Genomic DNA, 23,508 nt, shown 5'->3' on the forward strand with positions numbered 1-23,508 from the left:
AAACCGAGTGCTGGCCTTTCTGCGTGGCGAGGAAGCTGCCATGTTAGGCCCTGTGCGCAAGGTTCGTGAGAACCCATATAGCGTGACCGCAAGGCTGGCCAGCGACAAGCTTGGACGCATGGTACATGCTGAGTCGTTGCTGGAATACGACTTTTTCAGCATTTTGGACTTTGATCCGCGTGTTGAAAAGTACGGCGAGCAGTGCCTAGTCGTCCCATGGACTGACGTGAACCAGCGCGGCAGGAAGTACCACCCTGATGTGTTGGTGAAGTTCAGCTCGAAGGTTCAAGATCATCTTGTTGTTTCGGGCGCAAAGGCTTGCCATGGGTGCATTTCAACCGTTTATGAGGTCAAGCCTTCCGCAGTTTTGAGGGAGAGCTGGGGCGAGCTCAAACCTAAGTTCAAGGCGGCGCGCAGGGCTTTGCAAGGCACTGGCGTCAGGTTTCGCCTGATTACGGAGAAGCAGATCAAACCCGTGTTTGCCTCAAATGTTCGCTTTTTGCTGAACTACAAGCGCCCGGATGATGAAACCGGCAAATACTTCAAAGAAGTCGCCATCGATGACGAACTGGGAGGTTTAGTTCGCACACTCGATGAGCCTATCACCCCCCAAGAAATCATGAGCAGATTCAGTCCGTCATTCGAGCTGCAGTCCAGGGTGATCGCCAGAGTTTGGCGTATGCTGGCGATGGGTATATTTGATGCTGATTTAATTGAGCCATTAACGATGAACACACCCATATGGCCAGGCCAAATGTGGCGTACCGGGCAAATGCCCACCCCTAAATGGAGGCAAGCGCAATATGACTGGTATCGCTAGAGTTTCCGTAGGAGCTGTGGTCAAGCTTGACGATAACAAGGACTACGTTGTTTTTCGTTACGCCGACCCGGTAAACGTTGTTGTTCAAGCTATTGATAGCCAGCAGACGAGAACCGTTTCGCTTGAAAATATACGGTGTCACTCGCCAGCTATGCGTCGAACAGACATGGATCTTGAGGCCATTCCGACGGATCGATTGGAAGAGGCGCGCAGCCGGCACTTGATCATCAAGCCTCTGCTCGACGCTGGTGCGTGGACAACGGCTGAGGTTGAGCAAATTGCTTCATCTGCTGGAACCTCAAGGGCAACCATCTACCGATGGTTGAACCAATACAAAAATGGTGCGGTATTGACTAACCTGATGCGTAAACAACGCGCAGATGCTGGCGTTCAACGCTTGGATAAGGCGGTAGAGGAGGTGATCAGTGAGGTGATTGCCGATTACTGGCTCACCCCCGAGAAAAGAACGCCTGCAGCGGCATATCGGGAGGTTAAACGCAGGTGCTGGAATGCCGATCCAAGACTACCGCCACCCAGTTTGACGACTCTGATCTCGCGCTTAGAGCAAGTCGATAGCAAATCTGCGACTAAGAAGCGCTCGGGACAAGCTGTCGCTGATAAATTGGAATTGATCAAAGGGACGATTCCTTTTGCGGATCGACCGTACGCGGTCATTCAGATTGATCACACTCCTGTGGATGTTCACTTGGTGGATGAGGTGCATCGCGTATGGATTGGTAGGCCGTGGCTGACCGTGGCCATTGATGTTCACAGTCGGATGGTTGCTGGGTATTACGTGTCGTTTGATCCGCCCGGCACACTAGCGACTGGAATTTGCTTGGCAAACGCTATGCTGTCCAAGAAGTCGATGCTGGCCAAACACGGACTTTCTTACGAGTACCCGTGCATGGGCAAACCGCAGATGGTGCATGTGGATAACGCCAAAGAGTTCCACGGAAAAACCTTGGAGCGCGCCTGCCAAGAGTATGGCATCGATCTGATGTTCCGCAAAATTAAGACTCCCCGCTATGGAGCGCATATTGAGCGCTATCTGGGCAGTTTGATGGGGTGGATACAAACGCTTCGAGGAACATCTTTTTCGAATGTGGAAGAAAAGGGTGAGTACGATGCGCAGGGTCGTGCGGTTATGACGCTCAAGGAGTTTGAGCTGTGGCTGGCCAACCTGATCTTGGGCTTCTACCACAACGAGTCGCACTCATCGCTTGACCAACGACCTCCACTTGCAGAATACAAGCGAGGAATTCTGGGTGATGGTGTGACAGTCGCTGCAGGCGTGATTGAGGTCATTACCGACGAAGAGCGTCTGAGGATGGATTTCTTGCCGCTGGTCGAAGTGACGGTTCAGCCTTATGGGATCAAGATTGACAACATCAACTACCAAAGCGATGTATTGCGTCGCTGGGTTGGTTCTGTCGATCCAAAGAGCAAGAGGCAAAGGCGTAAGTTCATTTGTCGGCGTGACCCACGAGACATCAGTTGCATCTACTTTTATGATCCGGATGCTCAAACCTACTTCCGCATACCGTATCGAGATAAAAGCCATGCCTTGATCAGTCTATGGGAGCTAAGGGCTATTCGCCGTTACCTACGGGATCAGGGGCGTGAGCAGGTGAACGAAGCAGAAATCTTCAATGCACTCAATGAAATGCGGCGCATCGAGGAGGCGGCGGTCAAAACTACTTCCAAGACACGCCGCACCAGAAGCGCTACTCAACAGATGCGCCGCAGGGATTCACCCCAGCCGGCCTCAATTGAAAACGAAGGCAATACTGTGCCAACGCCTGCTGCTATTCAGCCGGAGTCTTCGCCAGCAGATGTTCAACCCTATGAAGAGGTTGAATGGCTCTGACTATGAACACTGAAACTGGCTTGAACGACATTGAGCAACGCGTCCACGACCTGAAAAGACCGGTTTGGATCGGGTATGCAAGAGCAGTATTGATCCGGCAGCAAATCGAGGATTTGCTGAATCATCCTCGGATGCACCGAATGCCCAATTTGGCTTTGATTGGCGAAACCAACAATGGCAAGTCCATGCTGCTCAACAACTTTGCTCGCAAGCATGATCCAACTCTTGCGCCAGACTACGACATCAACAAAGACAACATAGAAAAGCCTGTCTTCAAGTTTCAGGCTCCGCCGGAGCCAGACGAAGGTCGGTTATACACGCGCATGCTTAACGAGCTCTACGCGCCGCCAGGCGCACGAGAACCCGCGGAGAGCATGTTGCGCAGATTGATCAAAATTCTCCAAGCATTGAAGACTCGGATGCTACTGGTCGATGAGTTCGGTTTTTTTCAAGCGGGAACGCCAGCGAAGCAACAGAGGTTGCTAAATGCTTTGAAGTTCATTGGCAATGAACTTCAAATACCCATGGTCGTTGCTGGTGTACCAGAGACGCTGAATCTTTTGCAGGCGGATCCGCAGGTTCGCAATCGATTCGAGCCTGTCTTCTTGCCGAAATGGAAGATGGACGATGAGTTCCGAAAATTGCTTATGACGCTTGAGAAAACCCTGAAGCTCAGGCAATCTTCCAATCTTGGTGCCACTGAATTAGCGGAGAGGTTATTCCAAGAGTCTGATGGAATTATTGGCAACCTATGCGAGCTACTGCATAGAGTGGCTGCGCAGGCCATTCGATCAGGTGCAGAGCAGATAACAGTTGATTCTTTATCGCAAAAGAACCTTAAAGCGATTGGGTGGTCTCATCCGCAGCAAAGACACCGACTGCCTATGTGACGCAGTGCGTTGTTAGGACATGTGTAGCTGGTCTTAGGTATTGTCAACCACGGAAGAAATTGGTAACGTATAGCTAGCGAAGACACCGAGAGTTGTGGCTGGCGTTTTCTAGACTCACTTTTTCTTGAGGCACTTACAATGAGTTCATCATTCTTTGATTTCTTGCGTTCGCTTGTCGGCTGGGGTGGAAAAACTGACAACAGACCTGAAGAGGTGCGGTGGTTTTATGACCACTACAAATTTACCTTGAACGGCAATCTAGGGTTCAGCGTTGCGAACTTACTGGTTCGAGAGTTCAACTATCTAGCCACGTACTATTCAAAGCAACAAATCAATCTTGAGAATTTTCCTGCAGTACAGAGAAATGCATTTGATTTGTTTGAAGCCATTGATTTGGATTTGAAGTCAAATAATCCTCGAGAGCATGAATGCCTAGGAATAGGCGTGGAGGCGGCTCATTACAATTTACAGAACCTCAAAACCTGTGTGCATGCGATAGTTGACTATGGTGATTTAGCCGAAAAATATGGTTGGCTCAAGAATCCGATCTTAGAGCCCGCCTTGCTGACTTAAATCTTGTTACACCCGCGGGAGTTAATATGCGTGCGCCTGCCGCGTCTGATATCTCCACTTGCTGTGCTCTAGCGTGAGTAAACATCTTTAGAAAGTTGAACAGTGTCGCCCGACGGTCCGATCAAATTAAAAGTAACGGCGTGGGGTAATGGCGCCGGCGTACGTTTGACAAAAGCTGCCATGCGGTTGATGGACATAGACATGGGTACGGAGCTCACCGTCAAACACCACAAAGAAGGTTTACTGCTGATCCCTGATAAGAAGCGCCTGACCTTGAATGAAAAGCTTGCAAAGTACGATAAGCATGCGCTGATGGTTAATACAGCGTTGTTAGACGATGGTCTTGTGGGCACAGAGAAGTTCAATTGACCGCATTGCGCTGGTTTTAGACGCTTATTGGGGATGCGTTGTCAAGGTCACAGACGCCTTCTTAAATTTGAGGCCGCCTAGCACCAGTTTTTTCAGTTGTACGCCTTCCGCTTCGTTCTTCGCGCTCGGATACCGCTTCTGGCGGGGTAGTTTGGTAGAGATTGTTGTTTTCTTTGGATTCCTAACGCTCTTAAAGCAGTTTCATCATCACTTCTGATGATAAAGACTCGCATGCAAACGCTCCAAAAGCTGTAATCGGTTCGCTGCTGCGTTAACTCTGCTGCTTACCAAGCTTGAATAAGGGTGTGTTTGAGCTTTTTGGTCTCAGACATCGCATGCAGGGCGTTGGTTTGAACGCACAATTGCACCCTATTGAGCATTGTCACGGGATTGACTTGTTTACAATAACGCACCATTTGACATTCAATTTCACTGCATCATGCGCCACGGTAACGGACTTCGTAAGCTCAACCGCACCAGCGAGCATCGCCAATTAATGCTCCGCAACATGATGAACTCGCTGATTCAGCACGAGGCCATCAAGACCACCTTGCCAAAGGCCAAGGAATTGCGTCGCGTTGTTGAGCCCATGATCACTCTCGCTAAAGTCAAGAGCGTCGCTAACATGCGCCTAGCCTTTGCTCGTCTGCGTGATCGTGACAGCGTTACCAAATTGTTCTCTGATCTGGGCCCACGGTTTGCCAAGCGCCCCGGTGGTTACACGCGTATTCTGAAGATGGGCTTCCGCGTGGGCGACAACGCACCTATGGCGTTCATTGAGCTAGTCGAAAGGGCAGAGCAATCACACAAGCCACCTGTACCTTTTGATGATGATGATCTTGGACGTGTCATTCCTAAGCCAAAATCTAAGTCTGCATCGCGTAGTAAATCAGCGTGATAGTAATACTTTTCGGCAAAGAAAGACAGTGGGCTTTGTACGTTGCGTTGCAGCAACTGTTTTGCGATATTCTCTCAAAATCTAAACTGCTATTGAAATTTAGCTCATTTATTGATAGCATACAGAAACTGCGGAGCAAATATCACTATGGAAGATAAAGCTGTATTGATTACTGACAAGCAAGAAATCGCACCATTGCAGCGGGAAGCGGGGCAAATTCAGCTTAATGCACAGTTCAACATTGCATATCACTCCGCGCGGCATAAGTTTTTAGAAAACTGTGTTCGGCTGGAAAAAATCATGCTACTGGTCAGCTTGACCGCAACTATCGCGCTTGTAAAGGAGTTGCTTAAAGACTCTCCTCTCCCTTACATCAGCGTCGCAATTGCTGCAGGGCTTACTATTTTGCTTATAGTTGGGCGAGCACATGAGGTGAGTTATGAGCATCGTGATCTTGTCCGCCGATGGAGCAAACTCTACACCGATGCGAGTGAAGCGCTAGCTCGTCGGGCAATTCGTGAAGAAGAAGTGGACGCACTTCGGCGCCACTGGAATGAAATCATCATTGAAGAGCCACCTGGTCGAAATATGTCTCTAATGATTTTTTCGCAGAATCAAGTGCTCAGGGAAATTGGCTCCCCCAGTAGACTGGAGCAAAAGTGGTGGCGGAGAATGTTCCGAAACTTCTTCGATGGCGATGCTGACAACCTGAATCCTATACGTGTTCGAGTTGATATCAGTTCATTGAACACACCAGTTGCAGCTGCTTAAATGAGCCAGCGGGGTCGGACTCTACCTAAAATCCCGACTCGTTGCTAGTAAGCTCCCCAACAACGGCGTCACATCCTGCAGATACCCTGCAATCAAGTGACGGACTCGCCCGCCAGTTGTCGTGTCATGCTCCCAGCGACCATGTACCACCATGAGCCGAGAATGCAGCAAGGCATTCCGCTGCTCCTCGCTGCTCTGGCGCAGCCGTTTCCAAACAATCACATTGGTGCTACCCGTCTCATCCTCTAGCGTCACAAACACCGTGCCCTTGGCCGTTTGTGGCTGTTGCCGCATAGTCACCAGACCGCAGGTGCGTACCAAGCGCCCATGCTCGCGCTCTTGAAGCTGGGCATGAGAGAGCATCTTCATCGCTTCTAGCTGTGGCCGCAGCAGCGCCAAAGGATGGCTGCGCAAAGTGAGACCAACCGTGTTGTAGTCCCAACTCACCTCTTCACCTTCCCCAGCAGATTCCAGCTCCAAAAACTCTTCAAGGACTGGTGCATCCCGCAACAAAGATCGCGTGCCGCGTACCGCGTCAGGCTGCAGCTTCAAAGCACTCGCTTCCCAAACTTGCTGCCGGCGATGCCCACTCAAGCTGCGCAGCGCATCCGCTGCAGCCAACGCTTTCATATCGCCAGCATCCAGCGCAGCTCGTAGCGCCAAATCTTCTGTACTTTCAAACGGACATTCTTGCCTAGCGTTCACCAAACGCTGTGCCCCGGTTTGGCTCAGACCTTTCACCAGTTGCAAGCCAAGCCGCACGCTCGAATCGGCTAGGAGCAGCGTCTCCCAGTCGCTGTACATCACATCCACGGGCAGTACCTTCACATCATGCCGCTGCGCATCCTGCACCAGTTGCGCTGGCGAATAAAAGCCAAGCGGTTGAGCATTTAGAAGCGCCACCAAAAACGCCGCCGGGTAATGACATTTGAGCCAACAGCTCACATACACCAGCAACGCAAAGCTGGCCGCATGGCTCTCAGGAAAGCCATATTCCCCAAAGCCCTCGATTTGTTTGAAGATGCTCTGCGCAAACTCCAGCGTATAACCACGATCCGTCATGCCGGTAACGATCCGCTCATAAAACTTACCCACCCCACCTTTGCGTTTCCAAGCCGCCATGCTGCGCCGCAGTTGATCCGCTTCATCGGCACTGAAGCCAGCAGCCAGCATGGCAATCTGCATCACCTGCTCCTGAAAAATCGGCACCCCCAGCGTGCGCCCCAACGCTTCTTCCAGCGCCTTGCTCGGGAAAGTCACAGGCTCAATCCCTTGTCTTCTTTTCAGGTAGGGATGCACCATCCCCCCTTGGATCGGCCCAGGCCGAACAATCGCCACCTCCACCACCAAGTCATAGAAGCACTGTGGCCGCAGACGCGGCAGCATGCTTTGCTGCGCCCGGCTCTCAATCTGAAACACGCCTACCGTATCGGCTGCACAGATCATCTCGTAGGTCACAGGACATTCCGCAGGAATATCCTGCATCTCAAAGCGCTGGCCTTTCTGTGTGCTCACCAAATCCAAGCAGCGCCGAATGGCGCTAAGCATACCCAGCGCCAGCACATCCACCTTCATCAATCCCATGGCATCAAGATCATCCTTGTCCCACTGGATGATGCTGCGATCAGGCATAGCCGCGTTCTCCACAGGAACGATAGAGGTGAGCGCCCCCTTGGTCAGCACAAAACCACCTGGATGCTGGCTCAAGTGGCGTGGAAACCCAATCAAGATTGCTGCCAGAGACAGCCACTGCTCAATGCGCCAGTCCAAGCGAACGTCATGCTTCTCTAGCAGCAGTTGAACTCGCTCAGACTGCACGACTTCACCATCAAACCAAAAATGCTCACCAGAAAAAGCATCAATCAAGGCCTCCGGCACAGCCAATGCTTTGCCCACATCCCGCAACGCACTCTTCGGGCGATAGCTCACCACGGTTGCAGCAAGCGCAGATCGATCACGGCCATATTTGTTATAGATGTACTGAAACACCTCTTCCCGTCTTTGGTGCTCAAAGTCCACATCTATATCAGGCGGCTCGCCACGAGAGGAGCTAACAAAGCGCTCAAAGAGCACACTCATGCGTGCAGGATCGACCTCGGTCACCCCTAAGCAATAGCATACCGCTGAATTGGCTGCTGAGCCACGCCCTTGGCAAAGAATGCCCTTGCTGCGCGCAAAGCGCACCAGATCATGAACGGTGAGGAAGTACATCTCATAGTTGAGCTGTCCGATCACAGTCAGCTCATGCAGAATCTGCGCTTGCACGGCCTCGGGCAAGCCAGCTGGGTAGCGCATCTGAGCGCCTTCATAAGTCAAGCGCTCCAAGCATTGAGCGGGTGTCTCACCCATGCCCACCACCTCCGTCGGATACTGGTAGCGAATCTCTTCCAAGCTGAATGTGCAGCGCGCCGCAATCTCCGCCGAAGCAGCAAGCCACTCAGGTGAATAGATTTGCGCCAGCCTCTGGCGGGGTCGCAAATGTGCTTCGGCGTTAACCATCAAGGCATAGCCACATTCAGCGACAGGCTTGCCCTGCGCAACCGCCGTGATCACATCATGCAAAGGCTTGCGCGAGCGCACATGCATCAGCACAGCACCTGTGGCCACCACGGGCACATTGCAGGCCGCAGACAAGGCCAAGGTTTCCTCGACCTTGAGTTCATCGTGAACCTGCAGGTGCAAGCTCAAAGCCAGCCACAGCCGTTCCCCAAAAACGCTACGCAGCCATGCAACTGCCTGGGTAGCCGCATCTGCATCAACGCCTTGAGGCAGCACACACAGTGCTTCGCAACGATCCAAGCCTTCCCAGTCTTGCTCAGCCCAAACGCAGCGATACTCTCCTTTCCCAGCGCTACGCCGACAGCGGGTGATGAATTCGCAAAGCTGGCTCCAGCCGATCAGGTCTCGTACCAATAAAACCAAAGTCAAGGGCACAGGTGCATCTTGCACCTTGAACTCAGCACCCAGCACCAAGCGAATCCCCAGCTTCTTGGCTTCTCCATGCGCTCGCACCACACCGGCCACTGAGCACTCATCCGTGATGGCGATGGCGCGGTAGCCCAGTCCGTGTGCACGCGCCACCAACTCCTCGGGGTGAGACGCACCCCGCTGGAAGGAGAAATTGCTTAGTGCATGCAGCTCAGCGTAATCGGGCAGATGATCCATTTGGGGTCAAAGTCTTGAAGCTAACCAAACAGCCCATGTAGATACCAACCTGGTTGCTCCACTAGGCGTTCTCTGAATACCCAGAGCAGGCCGGCATGCGCATTCCAAGCGATGAAGTAATCGCGGGCGACTGACTCAGGTGCTGAATCTTTGGAAGATTTAGGTGATGCCTCTTTGTTGGTAGTTCGCTTGCGACCGGCATCCACCAGCAAACTCGCCTCGATGCGCTCTGGTCCTTGAATCAGCTTGAGTGCGCCTTGGTAGTAGGGCTTGTCATCACGCACCAGCAAGCGCAATGGCTTGGGCATCAGCCATGCGGGACGAAACAAATCTGGTGAATGCTGGACTGGCTTGGCCTTCTCGGTGCTGTCCATGGGCAAAGTCGCACTCACCCAGCGTTGCGCTGCTTCAGGCCGATGATCGGCTCTCAGTACCGGGCGACGAATCGCATCTGCGCCTAGCTTGCTGGCCACGCGCTCAATGAAGTAATGCAAAGGCTCGCCATGTACCTGCTCGTCAGGCAACAAGCTGGTCGTGACCTCTGGCAACGGCTCGCAGCGCAGCGAGCGCAGCAGCAAAGTGTGGGTAGGTGCCGGCAGCTCGATGCGATCCAGATGCTCAGCGAGCAAGCGCTCCAAATGCTTGATGTCTTGCGTAGGCTGCGCCGTCTGCAAAATGAATTCACCTTGCGGTGGCGCGTTACGCCGGATATCGAGCAACCAAGTGAACTGACAAGCCACAATACCTTGATGCCGAGCGCGCAGCCACGCTTGTAGAAGCTTGAGCTGGCGTGAAGCTGTAAACAATAAGCCCTGGGCGTTTTCGACATTGGCCAACAACTCATGCTGAACGGAGAATACTTCAGGCACGGTCAGCCATGTGTAGGTCTCTGGCTTGCGCCCATAAGCCTTATCCAATGCATCGAGCAAACCAGAGCCAAAGCGACGCGTGATCCCGCCGCGCGGCATGACTGATAGCTGCCCCCAAGAATTGCAGCCCATTTGAGACAAAGTATCCAGATGCGGCCATGCCGCCACGAGTGTGTGAAGTGGTAAGTCATCCATCTGCCGCGCAGGCTGACCGCCCTGCCGTGAATACAGTCTGGCCAGCGCCACTAGGCCAGTCGAGCCAGTAGCAAGCTGATCTACCCCCAGCTCCTTTCCTTGTGTTCGCAGAAGTTCAAGCAAGCGCTTCAAGCCACCCCACAAGCGTAGGCTCGCAGCCGTTTCCATCAGCACGGCATCCCAAGCACGCTCGCGCAGGCTGGCGTGAACGCAGGTCACATGCGGCGTGAACTGCAATGCCCAATGTGCCAGCTCTGCTGTTGAGCTAACGACTACGGGCGTGGCGGGCTGCTCGCTTGAGGGCTCGCTCGGGGATATTGCTGGCGGGTTGGGGTGAGTTGATCTTGGGGATGTGGATAAGGGGAGGTAGGACGGTAGGAGTGCAATCCAAGCCATGATGCGCCTTCACGCTCATTGCTGGCCCTTCTGCGGCGCGCTCATTGCCAAAGAGCAAGTGATCGGGCAATAGCCCAATTACCTGCGAGCGCGGGGTCATCCGAAACACGGGGGATGTCTGCGATGTTGTAGATATAGACGGCGCTGTTTGAGAGCGTCGCTTGCGTGCTTGCAGCAAAGCACGAAAGGAGGGGGAAAGTAAATCAATTTGGACAGTCACTTGGCCAGCACTGCCACGGCACTTGAGGATTTCTACCTCAGCGTGCAAGGCATCCAAGCGAGTGAGCACCATGCGCAGTGAAGCTGGTGAGCTATGCTCGCGGGCAGTGAGCGGGCGCACGACAAACAGCAGCACTTGGGATTGACTAGCAGCTAGTTGAAGGCGGCGCAAAGCCTCTGTTGGAGCGCGAGGCAACCAAGCGATGACAGCAGCAACTTCTGAGCAATGCAACGCCTGCTCCGCAGCCCAACAAGCGCGCTGCTGGGCTTGTGCGTGAGCACTGGAGTCCACACGCAACACATCGCCCGGTGATATTCCTGCTATGCCCCAAGCAAGCAGATAGGGCTCGAACGGTGGATTGATAAGAACGAGCTTTGGTGAGCGTTTGGTTGGTTTTGGTGTCAGAGTTGACAGTAAACCGGGCAAGATCAGCGACCATTCACCGCTCGAGCCTTGTGCGCAGATCAATTCGGTGAGTTGACCCTCTGGCCAGCCACCGGCTGGTAAAGCCGAGTCCAGCGCCTCGGAACCTGTCGATAAGCCCTTCGATGAGGCGGTTGTCGTTCCTAACAACTCGCGTGCGTGCCAAATCTTGTTTCCTTGAAACAGGCTTGAAAGATCAGAGGTGGCGAGGGCAGACATGCCCTTAATATACTGTATATTACAACAGTATTCAACTGGAGTACCAATCAAAGATTTCTTCAAATGCGCGTGGATCGTTGTACAGCCGACTATGGAATATAGGGCCGCTTAAAAAAGGAATGGCTGCTCTCACGTTGTCTAGAAATCCACCGCTATTCAGTGGCAAAGGACGAGCTGTGATGAGAGAAGTATTAATTTGCGGCAAACGCTGGGTTTGGATGTCCAGCCACGCAAAGTCAGAGAAGCGATATGTGCCTGTAGCTATGACACGAATAACTGACAGCAATGCGGCGAAGCCAATGAGCAATAGAGGTACAAGCAACATTGCTAGCCCGCCTAACTGCATAGCGGGCATAGCACCAGCTATGGCACGAGCTTCTGCGCTATTTGCAGCACCATCCATACCACGAGACCAACCAAACCAAAAAGTACCGACCGCCGCGATAACAGTGACGGCCGGCAGCCCATAACGCGTTGCCACGAAAACAACGTGATGGGCCCACTCAACCATCGTTCTGGCTGCATTGAGTCCCCAATAAGCCTCATCAGGAGCAAGCCACATACACAGCGTTCTGATTGATGTTGGTTGCAGAGCTTCCCATCGGCTGCTTGCTATTTGCTGACCAGCATATTTCGCACCGATTCTTGATACTCCAACAACAAACATGATGGCTAATGTCATGAAGATCGCTGCGACCGCCCCGCCGAAAGATGATGTAACGCGCCCGATGGACGAAACAGAAGAAGGAAAAGATGGGAACCAATCAATCACTTGGCCTAGCCATGTAAGGGGTAAATACTCAAGCAGCCGAGCAAGGTTCGCCATCACGAATCCACTGAAAGTAGCAAAAATTGCAATCAGTGCGCCCGACAACATCCAAAAAATTGGAGCAGTAGAACGCAACCTCACGTGAAAAAATGGCGAGGCCAAACAAACCACGCCAGCACGCAAATGGTCGGGTATGGCGTGTGCTGCTCTAAGAATGATGTTGCCGCCATGGCTATGTCCAACAAGCAGTACCCGAGAATCAGGGTCTTCCGACACCAATGTTTCAAGGTGCTCTGCTAGATCATTAGCAGCCTGTACCCTAGCAGCATGAGTGTTAGCGCCTGTCCATCTGAAATTTGAGAGACTGACTGCGCCTGGCTCTAACCGAAGCAAGGACTTGGCCAAAGGTGAATCTGAATCAACCCATGTGGCGTCATTCGCAAATGTGCCATGTACCAGAACACAATGCAGTCTAGTAGCAACTGATCTCTCCATTGGTATTCGCGCTTCTTGGCAAACGATGCGTACTAGCCTTTTGGAAACTCAACAGTTGGTGGAGCCGGGGTAGGCGTTGCTTTGTTATGCGGACTTGGCGCAGGCGGTGGCTCTTTTGGTGCGCTTGGTGGAGCAGGGGTAGGCTTTGGTTTGTTATGCGGATTTGGCGCAGGTGGTGGCTCTTTCGGTAATTTCGGTGGGCCGTAATCAGGCTTGGGCTCATTGTGCGGATTCGGAGCGGGTGTTGGTTCTTCAGGAACGCTCGGCGGAGCGGGGTCAGGTTGTGGCGTGTTGTGAGGATTTGGCGCAGGCTTATCTTTAGCTTTCTTGGGCTCGTCGTCGGCTCCAGCTTTCGGATGAGGTTGTCCTTTGTCCACAGGCTTCTTCATGCCTGGTGGTAACTCTTGGTCGCCTATTTTTGAAGGTGCTGTGGCAGTAAGAAAGGCGCCGACCACACCCAAAAAAACCTCGCTGCCAATGCCCAATTTTGCAGAAAGAACAGCAATCGCTTGAGACCCCAAATCTAGAGCCAAAGACGTTGCGGCCTCCTGCGTGAAGTTCTTGGCAACGTCATTAGGATCATCAGTTAGTCCCTTTGCTACAAGCTCTGCATCTCCAATTAGCCCGCGAAGGCCATAACCACCAAACAGCACTTGTGAATATATTTGGCCCTTGCCTTCGCCGTACTTTGCAATTAAACCGGCTGTGGCGATGGTTTTCAAGGCTTCTTTTGATGCATCTAAATTCTCGGACATAAGACCTCACTGGTATGAACTTTTCTCAGATAGTTTGAGCATACGTAACACTACTGCCCCGATTTGCTAGCAGCTCTAAAGTCCCAAGGCGCGACAGGCGCCGCATTGCTCCACAATCCTGTTCTTGCTCCACGGGCTACATCCTCGGCAGCAGCATAGGCAGCCCGATCGGCTTGCGATTGCTCGTTGGCATACTTCTTATAGTGCCAAGCCATGCCTAGTTTGATTTGGCGTAGGTTGCAATCGACTCCAGCAACGAGAATTTTGCCGACCTTTCGTTCGTAGCGATCTACCTTGTCCCAATCAACAACTACGTCTCTGCCAAACGCGCAGTCTGACAAGGTTTCTTTGCTTCGATCGCCAAACGCCTGTTTCTTTTCTGGCGCATCAATGCCACCTAGTCTGATTTTGTGCTGTACTTTCTGGGCATCGAGCACAGTTACCGTGTCGCCATCAGCTATTGCAACGACGCGCCCTTGCAGGTTCTCAGCTTGGCTACTAACTGCCCAAAAGAGAGCCGAAGCGCAGGCCACATTGCGGTATAGATTAAGGCGATTTTTGTTCAGCATGGACGATCTTTGGCAGTTTGGGAGTTCATTCGTGTCGTTATAAGCATGCTTATAACGAGTTGGCACTTCTTTTTCACACGCTTCTACACAGTTCTGGGTAGAACTCAAGGAGGTGGCTAGGCCGGCGGCCTTTTTGTACTACAGAGCCATTTGCCTATCCACTAGACATGCTTACGCATTTGAGATAACCTGATTGTAGAAACAATTGGTTAACTTTTGGAGGAATTTCATGCAATCAGCGCTCAGGGCTACGTTGATAGCTTTAATGTTGTTGATGGTGGGTTGTGCCGCAACGGTGCGGTCTTACCAACAGGGATGCGAGCAGCGTTTTGCTGGCTTCCTTGAGATGTGCGATTGCCTTCGCAGTGCCGTCAATGCAGATCCGCGCTTGGCCAGTAGTACCGATTACAGAGTCAATACTTACCTTCAAGCGATGGATGAATTGTCCGCAGCAGTGGAAGCCAAAGCGATTGAAGAGCGCACCGCTCGGCTCAAGCTAAGCGATATCTACATGCGCTTGGTGCGTGGCGAAACCATCGCTCCAACAGGCGGTTCGACAGCAGGCGGTAGTGGATCGAGTTCGAATGCTCCATGCGTTACAGGTTATTGCGGCCCGGTAAACGTGCAGGGCTACTACCGCAAAGATGGGACATATGTACGACCGCATACCCGTAGCCGAGGCAGGAAGTAGCACTTGTACTTTTTCATGAACACTGGGCTGAGGCTGACCCGCTACAACGTTTACTCATATGGATTTTTTCAACTTAAGGGAAAGTTATGACGACTAAAAAACGTGCATTTGTTAGTTTCGATTACGACAATGATGCGGGTGTAAAAGCTATGCTGATTGGTCAAGCAAAAAACGACGACAGTCCATTTGATTTCAAAGACTCTTCGGTGAAGGAGCATCTCACCGGCGATTGGAAAGAAAAAGTGAGACGACGGATGGATAACGTGGATGTTGTGATAGTCCTGTGTGGCGAGAAAACCCACACAGCAACAGGTGTTGCAGCAGAGCTGGAGATAGCTCAAGAAAAAAGAATTCCTTACTTTTTACTTGCAGCATACCCTGATAAGACGTGCACCAAACCTAGAGGTGCATCAACAACAGATAAGTTGTACAAGTGGACATGGGACAACCTCAAGGCACTCATCGGCGGTGCTCGATAGAAAGCAAGTATGCGCAAAGCTCTTATTGTTGGTATCAACTACTACTGCTCGGTTAGTTCTTTATATGGATGTGTCGACGATGCACATGCGGTACGAGCTATTCTTGAGCGAAACAGTGACGGCACGGTTAATTTCAGTACTGTTCTCTTAACTGGGACCGGGCCCACAGACTTGGTTAATCGAGCGACACTGAGGGCAAGGCTTCAAGACCTCTTCGATGGTTCTGGTAATTTTGAAACCGCCCTGTTCTATTTTGCTGGTCATGGTCACGTCGAAAGCACGGGTGGTTATCTGCTGGCGAGCGATACAAGTTCCGGTAACGATGGCCTTTCCCTGAGTGATGTTTTAACTTTTGCCAATCAGTCTAAGGCCAGAAACCGTATCATTATTCTTGATAGCTGCCACTCGGGCAGCGCAGGAGCATCGTTAATAGCATCTGATTTTGCGGAAGTAAAAGAAGGAACGACTATCCTTACGGCATCAACAGCCTCTCAATATGCAAACGAGCAAAACGGTGCGGGTGTGTTCACAACGCTTTTGGTTGATGCACTCAGTGGAGCCGCTGGTAATCTTGTCGGTGAAGTTACACCAGGCAGCATCTATGCTCATATCGATCAATCACTAGGGCCTTGGGATCAGCGCCCTGTCTTTAAGACAAATGTCCAGAATTTTGTCTCCCTGCGTCGAGTGCAACCTCCTATAGCTCTGACGGAACTACAGAGAATTACTGAATTCTTCCCAGTTCACGGACAGGATTTTCCACTTGATCCTACGTTTGAACCAGAGCGACAAGCAGGAGAGGCTTCAATACCGCCGCCTGATCCCTTAAACACCGCTAAGTTTGCGATCCTTCAGAAATATAACCGTGTGGGGTTGGTTGTGCCTGTAGATGCTCCACATATGTGGCATGCAGCGATGGGTAGCAAGGCTTGTCGCCTTACTGTTTTAGGGGAGCACTATCGCCGCCTGCGAGAAAAGGGACGTATTTAGCGGGTGGATTCGACTTCATTGCTTTGGAGGTTACAGTGAAAGAAAGACAGCATCACTTTTTTATAAGTTATAGATGGGCTCAATACAAAAGTGAAGCTAAAGCGCTTTTCGAATTGGCCAAGAGTCAGGGCTTTTCATGCTGGATTGACCAAGAGAATTTATTCGTCCCAGAGCAAGGTTCTACGCAATCTAACAACTTGCTACTTGCGAATCATCTTAGTAATGCGATGAGTTCTTGCGACTATGTGATCTTTTTCGAAACCGTAATGCAGCTAATGCTGGTTATGAACGGCCGACCTCAGAGACATTTGTCGTGGCAAGAGCAAGAGTTAGGTATGGCAGAGCAGAAACGCCTAGTCACTTTATATCATTCGTCCGCTCCGCGATCGCTTGCATTTGGAGTTAGTGACAGTTCTGAGCACTACCGTGACTTGGCGCATGCGCTTGAAATAACCGTTGCCAAGTTTTATGGTGGTAAGCAAAATATGTAGTGTTTGGCCAAATAAGTGGTGGCGCTTGGAGCTAGCCGAGCCGCTTTACTGGACTTGTAGTTATCACCTCAAGTGCTCAAACGTTAGTTTGGCTTTATTCTGGAAGGTGTAGTGGATTTCTCGACCTTAGAAAGAATGCACTTACCTGTCCGTCTAGGCCCTCTGCCCGATGAGTTGTTCGGCTCTTGGTTCGTCCGCTTGGCGCACGCACATGGAGCCAAGGTACACAGCTTGGCTTACAGAATTCTGGGCCGCGACACTGGGTGGAGATATCAGGGCGACATCGACCGAGGAGGTAACGATTTGGTGATGTCCCGCATCGCTGAAGTCGCAAGGCTACCGGTGTCGCAGGTTCTTCAGACGACTCTATCGGCGTACACCGATGTATTGTGGTGTGGGGTTTCGGCTAGGGGTGCTATCAAATGGGTGCGTCCTCTTCGAGATCGCGCCTATGAAACTGCAGCGGGTCAGCAGCTTTGCCCGCAGTGCCTTCAAGAAGACGAGATTCCCTATTTGCGCAGAACTTGGCGGCTCTCACTTCAATGTATGTGTCCAAGGCACTCCTGCTTGTTGGTGAATCACTGCCAAGTCTGCGGCGCTGATGTCATGTGCCACAAGTCCGACTTGCATTTGTTTACGCCTCAAAACAGCAATGGAGTGACTTTATGCTGGCAGTGCCGCGCTGATTTCAGGCTCATGAAAGCGCCAGCGGTTTATGAGCCTGAGCTAGCGGAAATGCAGAGCCGTATTTTGAATGCGCTGCAGTCGGGATTGTTCGGCTTAGGAAACCAACAAATCAGGTCAACTTTGTTCTTTGATGGTTTGTGGATGCTCTGGTCGTTTTGGGATGAGCCTAAGCGTTCTGAGGGAATGTCTGTCGATGCCGTCTATGGCTATAAGCCTCGGCAGGCGAAGCGTTACAAGGGTATCGATGCACACGATGCGTCGCGGCGCTTGGCTTTGCTCAAGCACACCACAAAATACTTTCAAGGCTGGCCAGAGGCATTCATTCGAGACATGCAGGCATGTGGACTGAGTTCTAGCAAGCTGTTTCAGTTTTGCCGGGGAGCAAGAATGCAATCGGTGCCCTACTGGCTTTGGGAGCCGGTGTATTCATCGCGCAATCTCGCGTTCTACGTGCCAACGGACAAGGAGATTGAGCACACCATCAACTATGTGCGAATGCGCGATGGTGAAGCGCGTGTTGGCACAGTGTGTAAGGCTCTCAATATGGCCGCACATTGCAACGTCAGAGTGTCGGCGTTTGTGCGGAGAATGAATGCCCTTGCTTCAGTAGAGCCAGCACTCGGGGTGCATGGCACTTCAATCGGCTAGTGCAGGAGCGGTTGCTACCGGTTGCCTGGTTCCAGCATGTCTTGCCAAAAGGTTCTCAAGTCGCCATGCGGGTGTTTTCTTGCGCGGTGGTTCAGGCCACCCACTTTCGGCTCTGGCAAACTTGTAGTTCGCGCGTGCGCAATTGCATCGATGATATGTCGCACTTGAGCCTCTTCGCGGGAGAAAGCTTGGTCATCATCACTCCAGACCAGCAGCATTTTGTTTTGATTTTGCCCTTCTCGTTCTTCAATATCCAAGATGTAGCGGACGACAGTGTGGCCGGTACTCGAATCAGTGAGCGATACGCGCAGGCAGACCGCTCGTTTTAGAAACCGTTTCTCTCGATCCCTGTAACGCCACGCCCATCTCTTTCCATCCGTGGCCGGTGGAATTAGGAAGAATGGAGCTTGGCGAGACGGTTTCCCGCCAATCACTGCAGCGGTTTCTAATCTGTATTGCTTGCCTTTGATTTTGAGTTCGGTGTTGCTTAGCAACAAGAGTTTCTGGGTGAGGGCGAATACGTCGCCCATGATTGACTCGGCAGCTTCCTCAAGATTTTTTTCATGCTCTCTCAATGATGTGAGGTAGCCTTGTGGTGCAAGGTTTGCTGCGCTTGATCCATCAACTAAGGTGGATACCAGTCCTTGCCATGCTTCATCGCGCTTGAGGATGCTGGCCTCGTTACGGTACTTCGTTTCCGTTTGCGGTAGCTTGTCAGCGAGTATGTGGTTCAAGAAGGGAAGTCGCTCGGGCAGTTGCAGCCGTATGGACAGGGCTGATTCAAGCTTGTGGGGGTCATCGCTTAGTTGCGTTGGTGTCTCCTCCTCCGGCGCATCATCGTATTCGGTCACGTGTGAGGGCGAGCGATCCATGGGCAATTTCTCTTCTATCGCCGATAGCAGATCTTCGATCCGGCCGTCATTGTCGCGATCAAACTTAACAGACTCCAGAGTGGGATGTTTGTAGCTGCAGCTCTCGATTGAGTGCACAAACCAATAGGCTTGATTGTTGTTTGCTTTGATCTTTTGGCGCAGCACGGCCATGGGTATTGCACCTTCGTAGGGCGGTAAGGCGCGTAGACAGCGTTGCTCATTCTCTGGACTGACTGCTAGGTGACGAAAGATGTCCATCCCAGCTTCTTGGGCATAGTCACTGAATGCGATGGTGGCGATAAAGCGGGCATCGTCGTCATCCATCCACTGTCTTAACCAAATGAGCGCCATTTTTTTATCGCCGCTAAGGAATGATCGATGGTGGCTGAACACATACCGATCCAAGTCTAAGAATCGACCATTGACCATCATCTGAGCCCACTTGCTCGATACCGCCCAGAAGAATTGAAAAATGGTTGCACAGGTGAAAACATGCGGGAGATCGCCGGGCTTTTCTGATGGCACAACCAGTAGGTAGCCTTCATATTCTGCGTCGGCACTAACCTTAGATGCCATGGATCGAGGAAGCTTGACGTCCTTCTGCGCGAATACGCTGCGTGGCACAAGCCAACAACCAAGCCGATTGAAGTTGAGCACCACATCATCCAACTTGGCTTTGTTGTTCAACGGTTGCCCGCGGATGATGCCTAGTCTATTAATGACTGTGGCTGGCGGAAGTGCTGGCAGGTTAGTGATCGGGATAGGGCGGTTGATGGTCCTGTCGCCCCACCTGCTGATATTCCCCTCTGCGTCGATGTGAACCTCGCGTAGATACGCCATGATGAAGGCTGTCTTGTGCGCCTGAGGCACTTTGACAAGCCTGCCATACCAATTTATCTGCCAACTGCCTTCTGGGATGTCTGTCAGCGTCAATGAGGTTTCTGATTTTTTGCTCAAGTCGTATTCAGACAATATGTTCTAAATGCGATTGATTTTCTCAAAAACCTCTGGCTTTTTCACATGGAGTGGTGAAATTTCTCAAATAGCGTTGGTGTTCACACTTTGGGGATATCAGCTGGCGCGAGATTCACCGTGATGCGTTTGTTGCTCGGGAACTCCAGGCCGGAGTTAGCAATGGCTGAGCGCACACGTTCACGCGCTTCTTTCACCTCGGTATCTGCCAGCCCCACCAAAGTAAAACTCGGTAGCCCATTGGCTAAATGCACCTCTACCTGCACCGATAAAGCGCGTAGCCCCATCAAAGCCCGTGAATGCACCAAAGAAAAGCCTGACATGAATTAATCCCTGATATGGTGCATTTTTGTTGAGGCGATGGGCTAGACACTGGAAATTGATGAGTCGTCAAAATTAAGCAAATTCAAAAAACTGTATTTATAAACATATTTTAGCCAGCCAAGCTTGCGTCGTCTAGTCCATATGCAAGAAAACACGTTCCTAGGCTAAGTAAGTGTGAACAAATTGGCACGATCTGTGCATCTTCATCACATCCCATTAGCCCTTCAAAGGAATAACATGAAACTCTCTCATATCTCAATCGCAACTTTGCTGTCTGTCGCAGCCGTCGGCGCGTTCGCCCAAGCCAAGGCACCAGAGCCAGATTACACACTGAGCTTCAATGCGGGTGCAGTAACCGACTATCGCTTTCGCGGCATCTCTCAAACCTCTAAAAAGCCTGCCATTCAGGGCGGTCTGGATTTCGCGCACAAAAGCGGCTTTTATGCAGGCGTTTGGGGCTCCAATGTCAAGTGGATCAAAGATTTCAATGGCGCTACAAAAGGCAGCCTAGAGATTGATCTGTATGGCGGCTACAAAGGCGAAATCGCAAAAGATCTCGGCTTTGATGTGGGCCTGATTGCTTATCAATATCCAGGCAATAACTCTGGCGCAGCAGGCACACCTGGCGCCGGTGCGGTGACCAATGCAAACACAACAGAATTTTATGGCGCACTCACCTACAAGATGGTGACTGCCAAGTACAGCCGTAGCACGGGCACTTTCTTGGGATTCCTCAACAGCTCCGGCAGTGATTATTTCGACCTGAGCGCCGCATTCGATTTGGGTAACGGATTTACTTTGACGCCCCATGTTGGCGTGCAGAAAGTAAAAAACAACAGCAATTTCGACTACACAGACTACTCGTTGACGGTTGCGAAAGACATGGGCAATGGTTTCTCGCTTACAGCTGCGGCCATTGGCACCAATGCCAAGAAGGCGTTTTACACAGACGCCAATGGCAAGTTTATTGGTAATGGCACGCTCGTTGTCGGCGCGAAATACAGCTTCTGATCGCCAACCAGTAGCCACAAGGAGAACACATGAAACTTGTCACCGCCATCATCAAACCGTTCAAGCTGGACGAAGTGCGTGAAGCGCTGTCTGGCATGGGCGTGCAGGGCATCACCGTGACCGAAGTCAAGGGCTTTGGTCGTCAAAAGGGTCACACCGAGCTGTATCGCGGCGCGGAATATGTGGTGGATTTCTTGCCCAAGGTCAAGATTGAGGCCGCTGTGTCTGACGATCTCGTTGAGCGCGTGATTGAAGCTGTGGAAGGCGCAGCGCGCACCGGCAAGATTGGCGATGGCAAGATTTTTGTGTACGACCTCGAGCAGGTGGTGCGTATCCGCACCGGCGAGACCGGCAAGGAAGCCCTGTAATTCATAAGAAGAGAACACTATGAAGAAATTTCTAACCTCAATTGCACTGGGCTTTGCCTTAGTTGTGGGCGGCAGCTTCGCTGTGGCTCAAACGGCGACGACGGCAGCTCCTGCCGCTGCTGCTGCATCTGAAGCCAAGCCTGCGGAAGCGGCGGCTGCTCCAGCCGCGGCCACTGCAGCAGCCCCAGCCGCTGCGCCTGCTACAGCTGCTCCCACGCCCAACAAGGGCGATACCGCATGGATGACGATTGCCACCGCACTCGTGATCTTCATGACGATTCCTGGCCTCGCATTATTCTACGGCGGCTTGGTGCGCAGCAAGAATATGCTCTCTGTGTTGATGCAAGTCTTCGTTGTGAGCGCACTCATCTATGTGCTCTGGGCGATTTATGGCTACACATTGACCTTTGGCGGTGATGGCAAATTCTTCGGTGGCTTTGACAAGCTTTTCCTGAAGGGCATCACGCCAGAATCTGTGGCTGCCACCTTCTCCAAAGGCGTTGTGATTCCTGAGCTGAGCTTCGTGGCCTTCCAAGCAACTTTCGCGGCGATCACTTGCGCATTGATCGTAGGCGCATTTGCTGAGCGTATCAAGTTCTCCGCTGTGATCGCATTCAGCGTGCTGTGGTTCACCTTCTCCTACATCCCCATCGCACACATGGTGTGGTACTGGGCTGGCCCAGATGCGATCACCGATGCCGCTTCGCTGGAAAAAGTGCAAGCTGCTGCTGGCATCTTGTGGACCAAGGGCGCGCTTGATTTCGCAGGCGGCACGGTTGTTCACATCAACGCCGCAGTTGCTGGTTTGGTCGGTGCGTATGTGATTGGCAAGCGCATTGGTTACGGCAAAGAAGCCATGGCGCCTCATAGCCTGACGCTCACCATGGTGGGCGCAGCGATGCTCTGGTTCGGTTGGTTTGGCTTTAACGCTGGCTCCAACCTCGAAGCTAACGGCTTGACAGCACTTGCCTTCCTCAACACCTTGGTGGCTACCGCTGCTGCAGCGTTGGCTTGGATCTTGGGCGAAGCGCTCTCCAAAGGCAAGGCATCGATGCTCGGCGCAGCTTCTGGTGCAGTGGCTGGCTTGGTTGCCATCACGCCAGCTTGTGGTTTCGTCGGCCCGATGGGCGCGATCATCATTGGCTTGATCTCTGGCTTTGCTTGCTTGTGGGGCGTCAATGGCCTCAAGCGCATGCTTGGCGCAGATGATTCGCTCGATGTGTTCGGCGTGCACGGCGTGGGCGGTATCGTCGGCGCATTGCTCACGGGTGTGTTCGCAGCACCATCGCTGGGCGGCACAGGCGTGTATGACTACGTGGCTAACAAGGTCGGCGAAGGCTACAGCATTGGCGGCCAAGTGTGGATTCAGTTGCAAGGCGTACTCGTCACCGTGGTGTGGTCAGCTGTTGTTGCCTTCATCGCATTCAAGCTCGTTGATCTCGTGATCGGCCTGCGCGTGAGCGAAGAAGAAGAGCGCGAAGGCTTGGATATTTCCAGCCACGGCGAGACGGCTTATAACCGTTGATCCAGCGTGATGGATTTCGAAATGCAAGGCGTGATGAACACATCACGCCTGCCATCCAGATAAGAAGAGAGTCTCCTTTGGATGTTAGCCCGCTCGTCGCGAGACCTGCGGGCTTTTTTTATGGGCAAATCGATCTGTCGCCGGCAAATGATCTGCGCGAGATGCTATGAATTCCATAGTAAAC

Annotated in this window: 20 protein-coding genes and 2 pseudogenes; 15 read left to right on the forward strand and 7 right to left on the reverse strand. The window is 52.1% G+C overall.

The genetic code is table 11. The annotated features are described in order from the left end of the window. Positions 1–40 precede the first annotated feature (40 nt). The 7 genes and pseudogenes from KIH26_RS00845 to KIH26_RS00875 all read left to right on the forward strand — a co-directional run bounded on the left by KIH26_RS00845 (position 41) and on the right by KIH26_RS00875 (position 6,191). Complete coding sequence (locus tag KIH26_RS00845) at positions 41–820, forward strand: TnsA endonuclease N-terminal domain-containing protein (RefSeq protein WP_213441526.1); 780 nt, start codon at positions 41–43, stop codon at positions 818–820. After that, positions 804–2,690, forward strand: coding sequence for a TnsB C-terminal domain-containing protein (locus KIH26_RS00850; protein ID WP_213441528.1), 1,887 nt, complete (start codon positions 804–806; stop codon positions 2,688–2,690). The genes KIH26_RS00845 and KIH26_RS00850 overlap by 17 nt, the downstream gene beginning before the upstream one ends. A 2-nt stretch (positions 2,691–2,692) precedes the next feature. Continuing rightward, entirely contained in the window at positions 2,693–3,580 is an 888-nt protein-coding gene (locus tag KIH26_RS00855) for a TniB family NTP-binding protein (RefSeq protein ID WP_213441530.1), read from the forward strand. 138 nt (positions 3,581–3,718) lie between these two features. Further along, positions 3,719–4,153 (forward strand): hypothetical protein, encoded by a 435-nt coding sequence (locus KIH26_RS00860; RefSeq protein ID WP_213441532.1) that lies wholly within the window; start codon positions 3,719–3,721, stop codon positions 4,151–4,153. A 102-nt stretch (positions 4,154–4,255) separates the two neighbouring features. Further along, a complete protein-coding gene (locus KIH26_RS00865) occupies positions 4,256–4,522 on the forward strand; it encodes an AbrB/MazE/SpoVT family DNA-binding domain-containing protein (RefSeq protein ID WP_213441533.1) in 267 nt (88 codons plus the stop codon). A gap of 439 nt (positions 4,523–4,961) precedes the next feature. Continuing rightward, positions 4,962–5,321, forward strand: a pseudogene (gene rplQ, locus KIH26_RS00870) (50S ribosomal protein L17); the annotation flags it as partial. A 246-nt stretch (positions 5,322–5,567) separates the two neighbouring features. After that, entirely contained in the window at positions 5,568–6,191 is a 624-nt protein-coding gene (locus tag KIH26_RS00875) for a hypothetical protein (protein WP_213441537.1), read from the forward strand. A gap of 21 nt (positions 6,192–6,212) precedes the next feature. On the opposite strand, the gene KIH26_RS00880 is transcribed toward KIH26_RS00875, so the two are convergent. The 5 genes from KIH26_RS00880 to KIH26_RS00900 all read right to left on the reverse strand — a co-directional run bounded on the left by KIH26_RS00880 (position 6,213) and on the right by KIH26_RS00900 (position 14,266). Beyond that, on the reverse strand, positions 6,213–9,356 hold the full coding sequence (locus KIH26_RS00880) for an error-prone DNA polymerase (protein WP_213441539.1): 3,144 nt from the start codon (positions 9,354–9,356) through the stop codon (positions 6,213–6,215). Positions 9,357–10,685: 1,329 nt separating this feature from the next. Further along, positions 10,686–11,678 carry a translesion DNA synthesis-associated protein ImuA gene (gene imuA, locus KIH26_RS00885; RefSeq protein WP_213441541.1) on the reverse strand — a complete coding sequence of 331 codons (993 nt, stop codon included), beginning with the start codon at positions 11,676–11,678 and terminating at the stop codon, positions 10,686–10,688. 31 nt (positions 11,679–11,709) lie between these two features. After that, positions 11,710–12,942, reverse strand: coding sequence for an esterase/lipase family protein (locus KIH26_RS00890; protein WP_349627831.1), 1,233 nt, complete (start codon positions 12,940–12,942; stop codon positions 11,710–11,712). A 32-nt stretch (positions 12,943–12,974) separates the two neighbouring features. Then, the gene (locus KIH26_RS00895) at positions 12,975–13,697 is read right to left on the reverse strand and encodes a hypothetical protein (protein ID WP_213441545.1); all 723 of its coding nucleotides are present in this window, start codon (positions 13,695–13,697) and stop codon (positions 12,975–12,977) included. 50 nt (positions 13,698–13,747) lie between these two features. After that, positions 13,748–14,266: a thermonuclease family protein gene (locus KIH26_RS00900; protein ID WP_213441547.1), complete on the reverse strand. Its 519-nt coding sequence runs from the start codon at positions 14,264–14,266 to the stop codon at positions 13,748–13,750. Positions 14,267–14,495: 229 nt separating this feature from the next. Here KIH26_RS00900 and KIH26_RS00905 point away from each other — a divergent pair, with 229 nt between their 5' ends. The 5 genes from KIH26_RS00905 (at position 14,496) to KIH26_RS00925 (ending at position 18,252) form a co-directional block, all read left to right on the forward strand. Then, positions 14,496–14,957 carry a hypothetical protein gene (locus tag KIH26_RS00905; RefSeq protein WP_213441549.1) on the forward strand — a complete coding sequence of 154 codons (462 nt, stop codon included), beginning with the start codon at positions 14,496–14,498 and terminating at the stop codon, positions 14,955–14,957. An 86-nt stretch (positions 14,958–15,043) separates the two neighbouring features. Further along, entirely contained in the window at positions 15,044–15,436 is a 393-nt protein-coding gene (locus tag KIH26_RS00910) for a TIR domain-containing protein (RefSeq protein ID WP_213441551.1), read from the forward strand. A gap of 9 nt (positions 15,437–15,445) precedes the next feature. Continuing rightward, positions 15,446–16,426, forward strand: coding sequence for a caspase family protein (locus KIH26_RS00915; protein ID WP_213441553.1), 981 nt, complete (start codon positions 15,446–15,448; stop codon positions 16,424–16,426). A gap of 35 nt (positions 16,427–16,461) precedes the next feature. Next, positions 16,462–16,917 (forward strand): toll/interleukin-1 receptor domain-containing protein, encoded by a 456-nt coding sequence (locus tag KIH26_RS00920; protein WP_213441555.1) that lies wholly within the window; start codon positions 16,462–16,464, stop codon positions 16,915–16,917. A 135-nt stretch (positions 16,918–17,052) separates the two neighbouring features. Further along, on the forward strand, positions 17,053–18,252 hold the full coding sequence (locus KIH26_RS00925; RefSeq protein ID WP_249661046.1) for a TniQ family protein: 1,200 nt from the start codon (positions 17,053–17,055) through the stop codon (positions 18,250–18,252). A gap of 14 nt (positions 18,253–18,266) precedes the next feature. On the opposite strand, the gene KIH26_RS00930 is transcribed toward KIH26_RS00925, so the two are convergent. Then, positions 18,267–20,096 (reverse strand): hypothetical protein, encoded by a 1,830-nt coding sequence (locus KIH26_RS00930; RefSeq protein WP_213441559.1) that lies wholly within the window; start codon positions 20,094–20,096, stop codon positions 18,267–18,269. Positions 20,097–20,185: 89 nt separating this feature from the next. Beyond that, positions 20,186–20,419: pseudogene (locus tag KIH26_RS00935) on the reverse strand (magnesium chelatase domain-containing protein); the annotation flags it as partial. Positions 20,420–20,657: 238 nt separating this feature from the next. Between KIH26_RS00935 and KIH26_RS00940 the strand changes: the two are divergent. The 3 genes from KIH26_RS00940 to KIH26_RS00950 are packed head-to-tail and all read left to right on the forward strand — an operon-like array spanning position 20,658 to position 23,324. After that, positions 20,658–21,431, forward strand: coding sequence for a TorF family putative porin (locus tag KIH26_RS00940; RefSeq protein ID WP_213441561.1), 774 nt, complete (start codon positions 20,658–20,660; stop codon positions 21,429–21,431). Positions 21,432–21,460: 29 nt separating this feature from the next. Next, positions 21,461–21,799 (forward strand): P-II family nitrogen regulator, encoded by a 339-nt coding sequence (gene glnK, locus KIH26_RS00945; RefSeq protein ID WP_193676267.1) that lies wholly within the window; start codon positions 21,461–21,463, stop codon positions 21,797–21,799. Positions 21,800–21,818: 19 nt separating this feature from the next. After that, positions 21,819–23,324, forward strand: a complete 1,506-nt coding sequence (locus KIH26_RS00950; protein WP_213441563.1) for an ammonium transporter — start codon at positions 21,819–21,821, stop codon at positions 23,322–23,324. The last annotated feature ends 184 nt before the right edge of the window (positions 23,325–23,508 follow it).

The sequence above is a fragment of the Variovorax sp. PCZ-1 genome, from assembly GCF_018413605.1.
GTDB lineage: Bacteria > Pseudomonadota > Gammaproteobacteria > Burkholderiales > Burkholderiaceae_C > JANMDU01.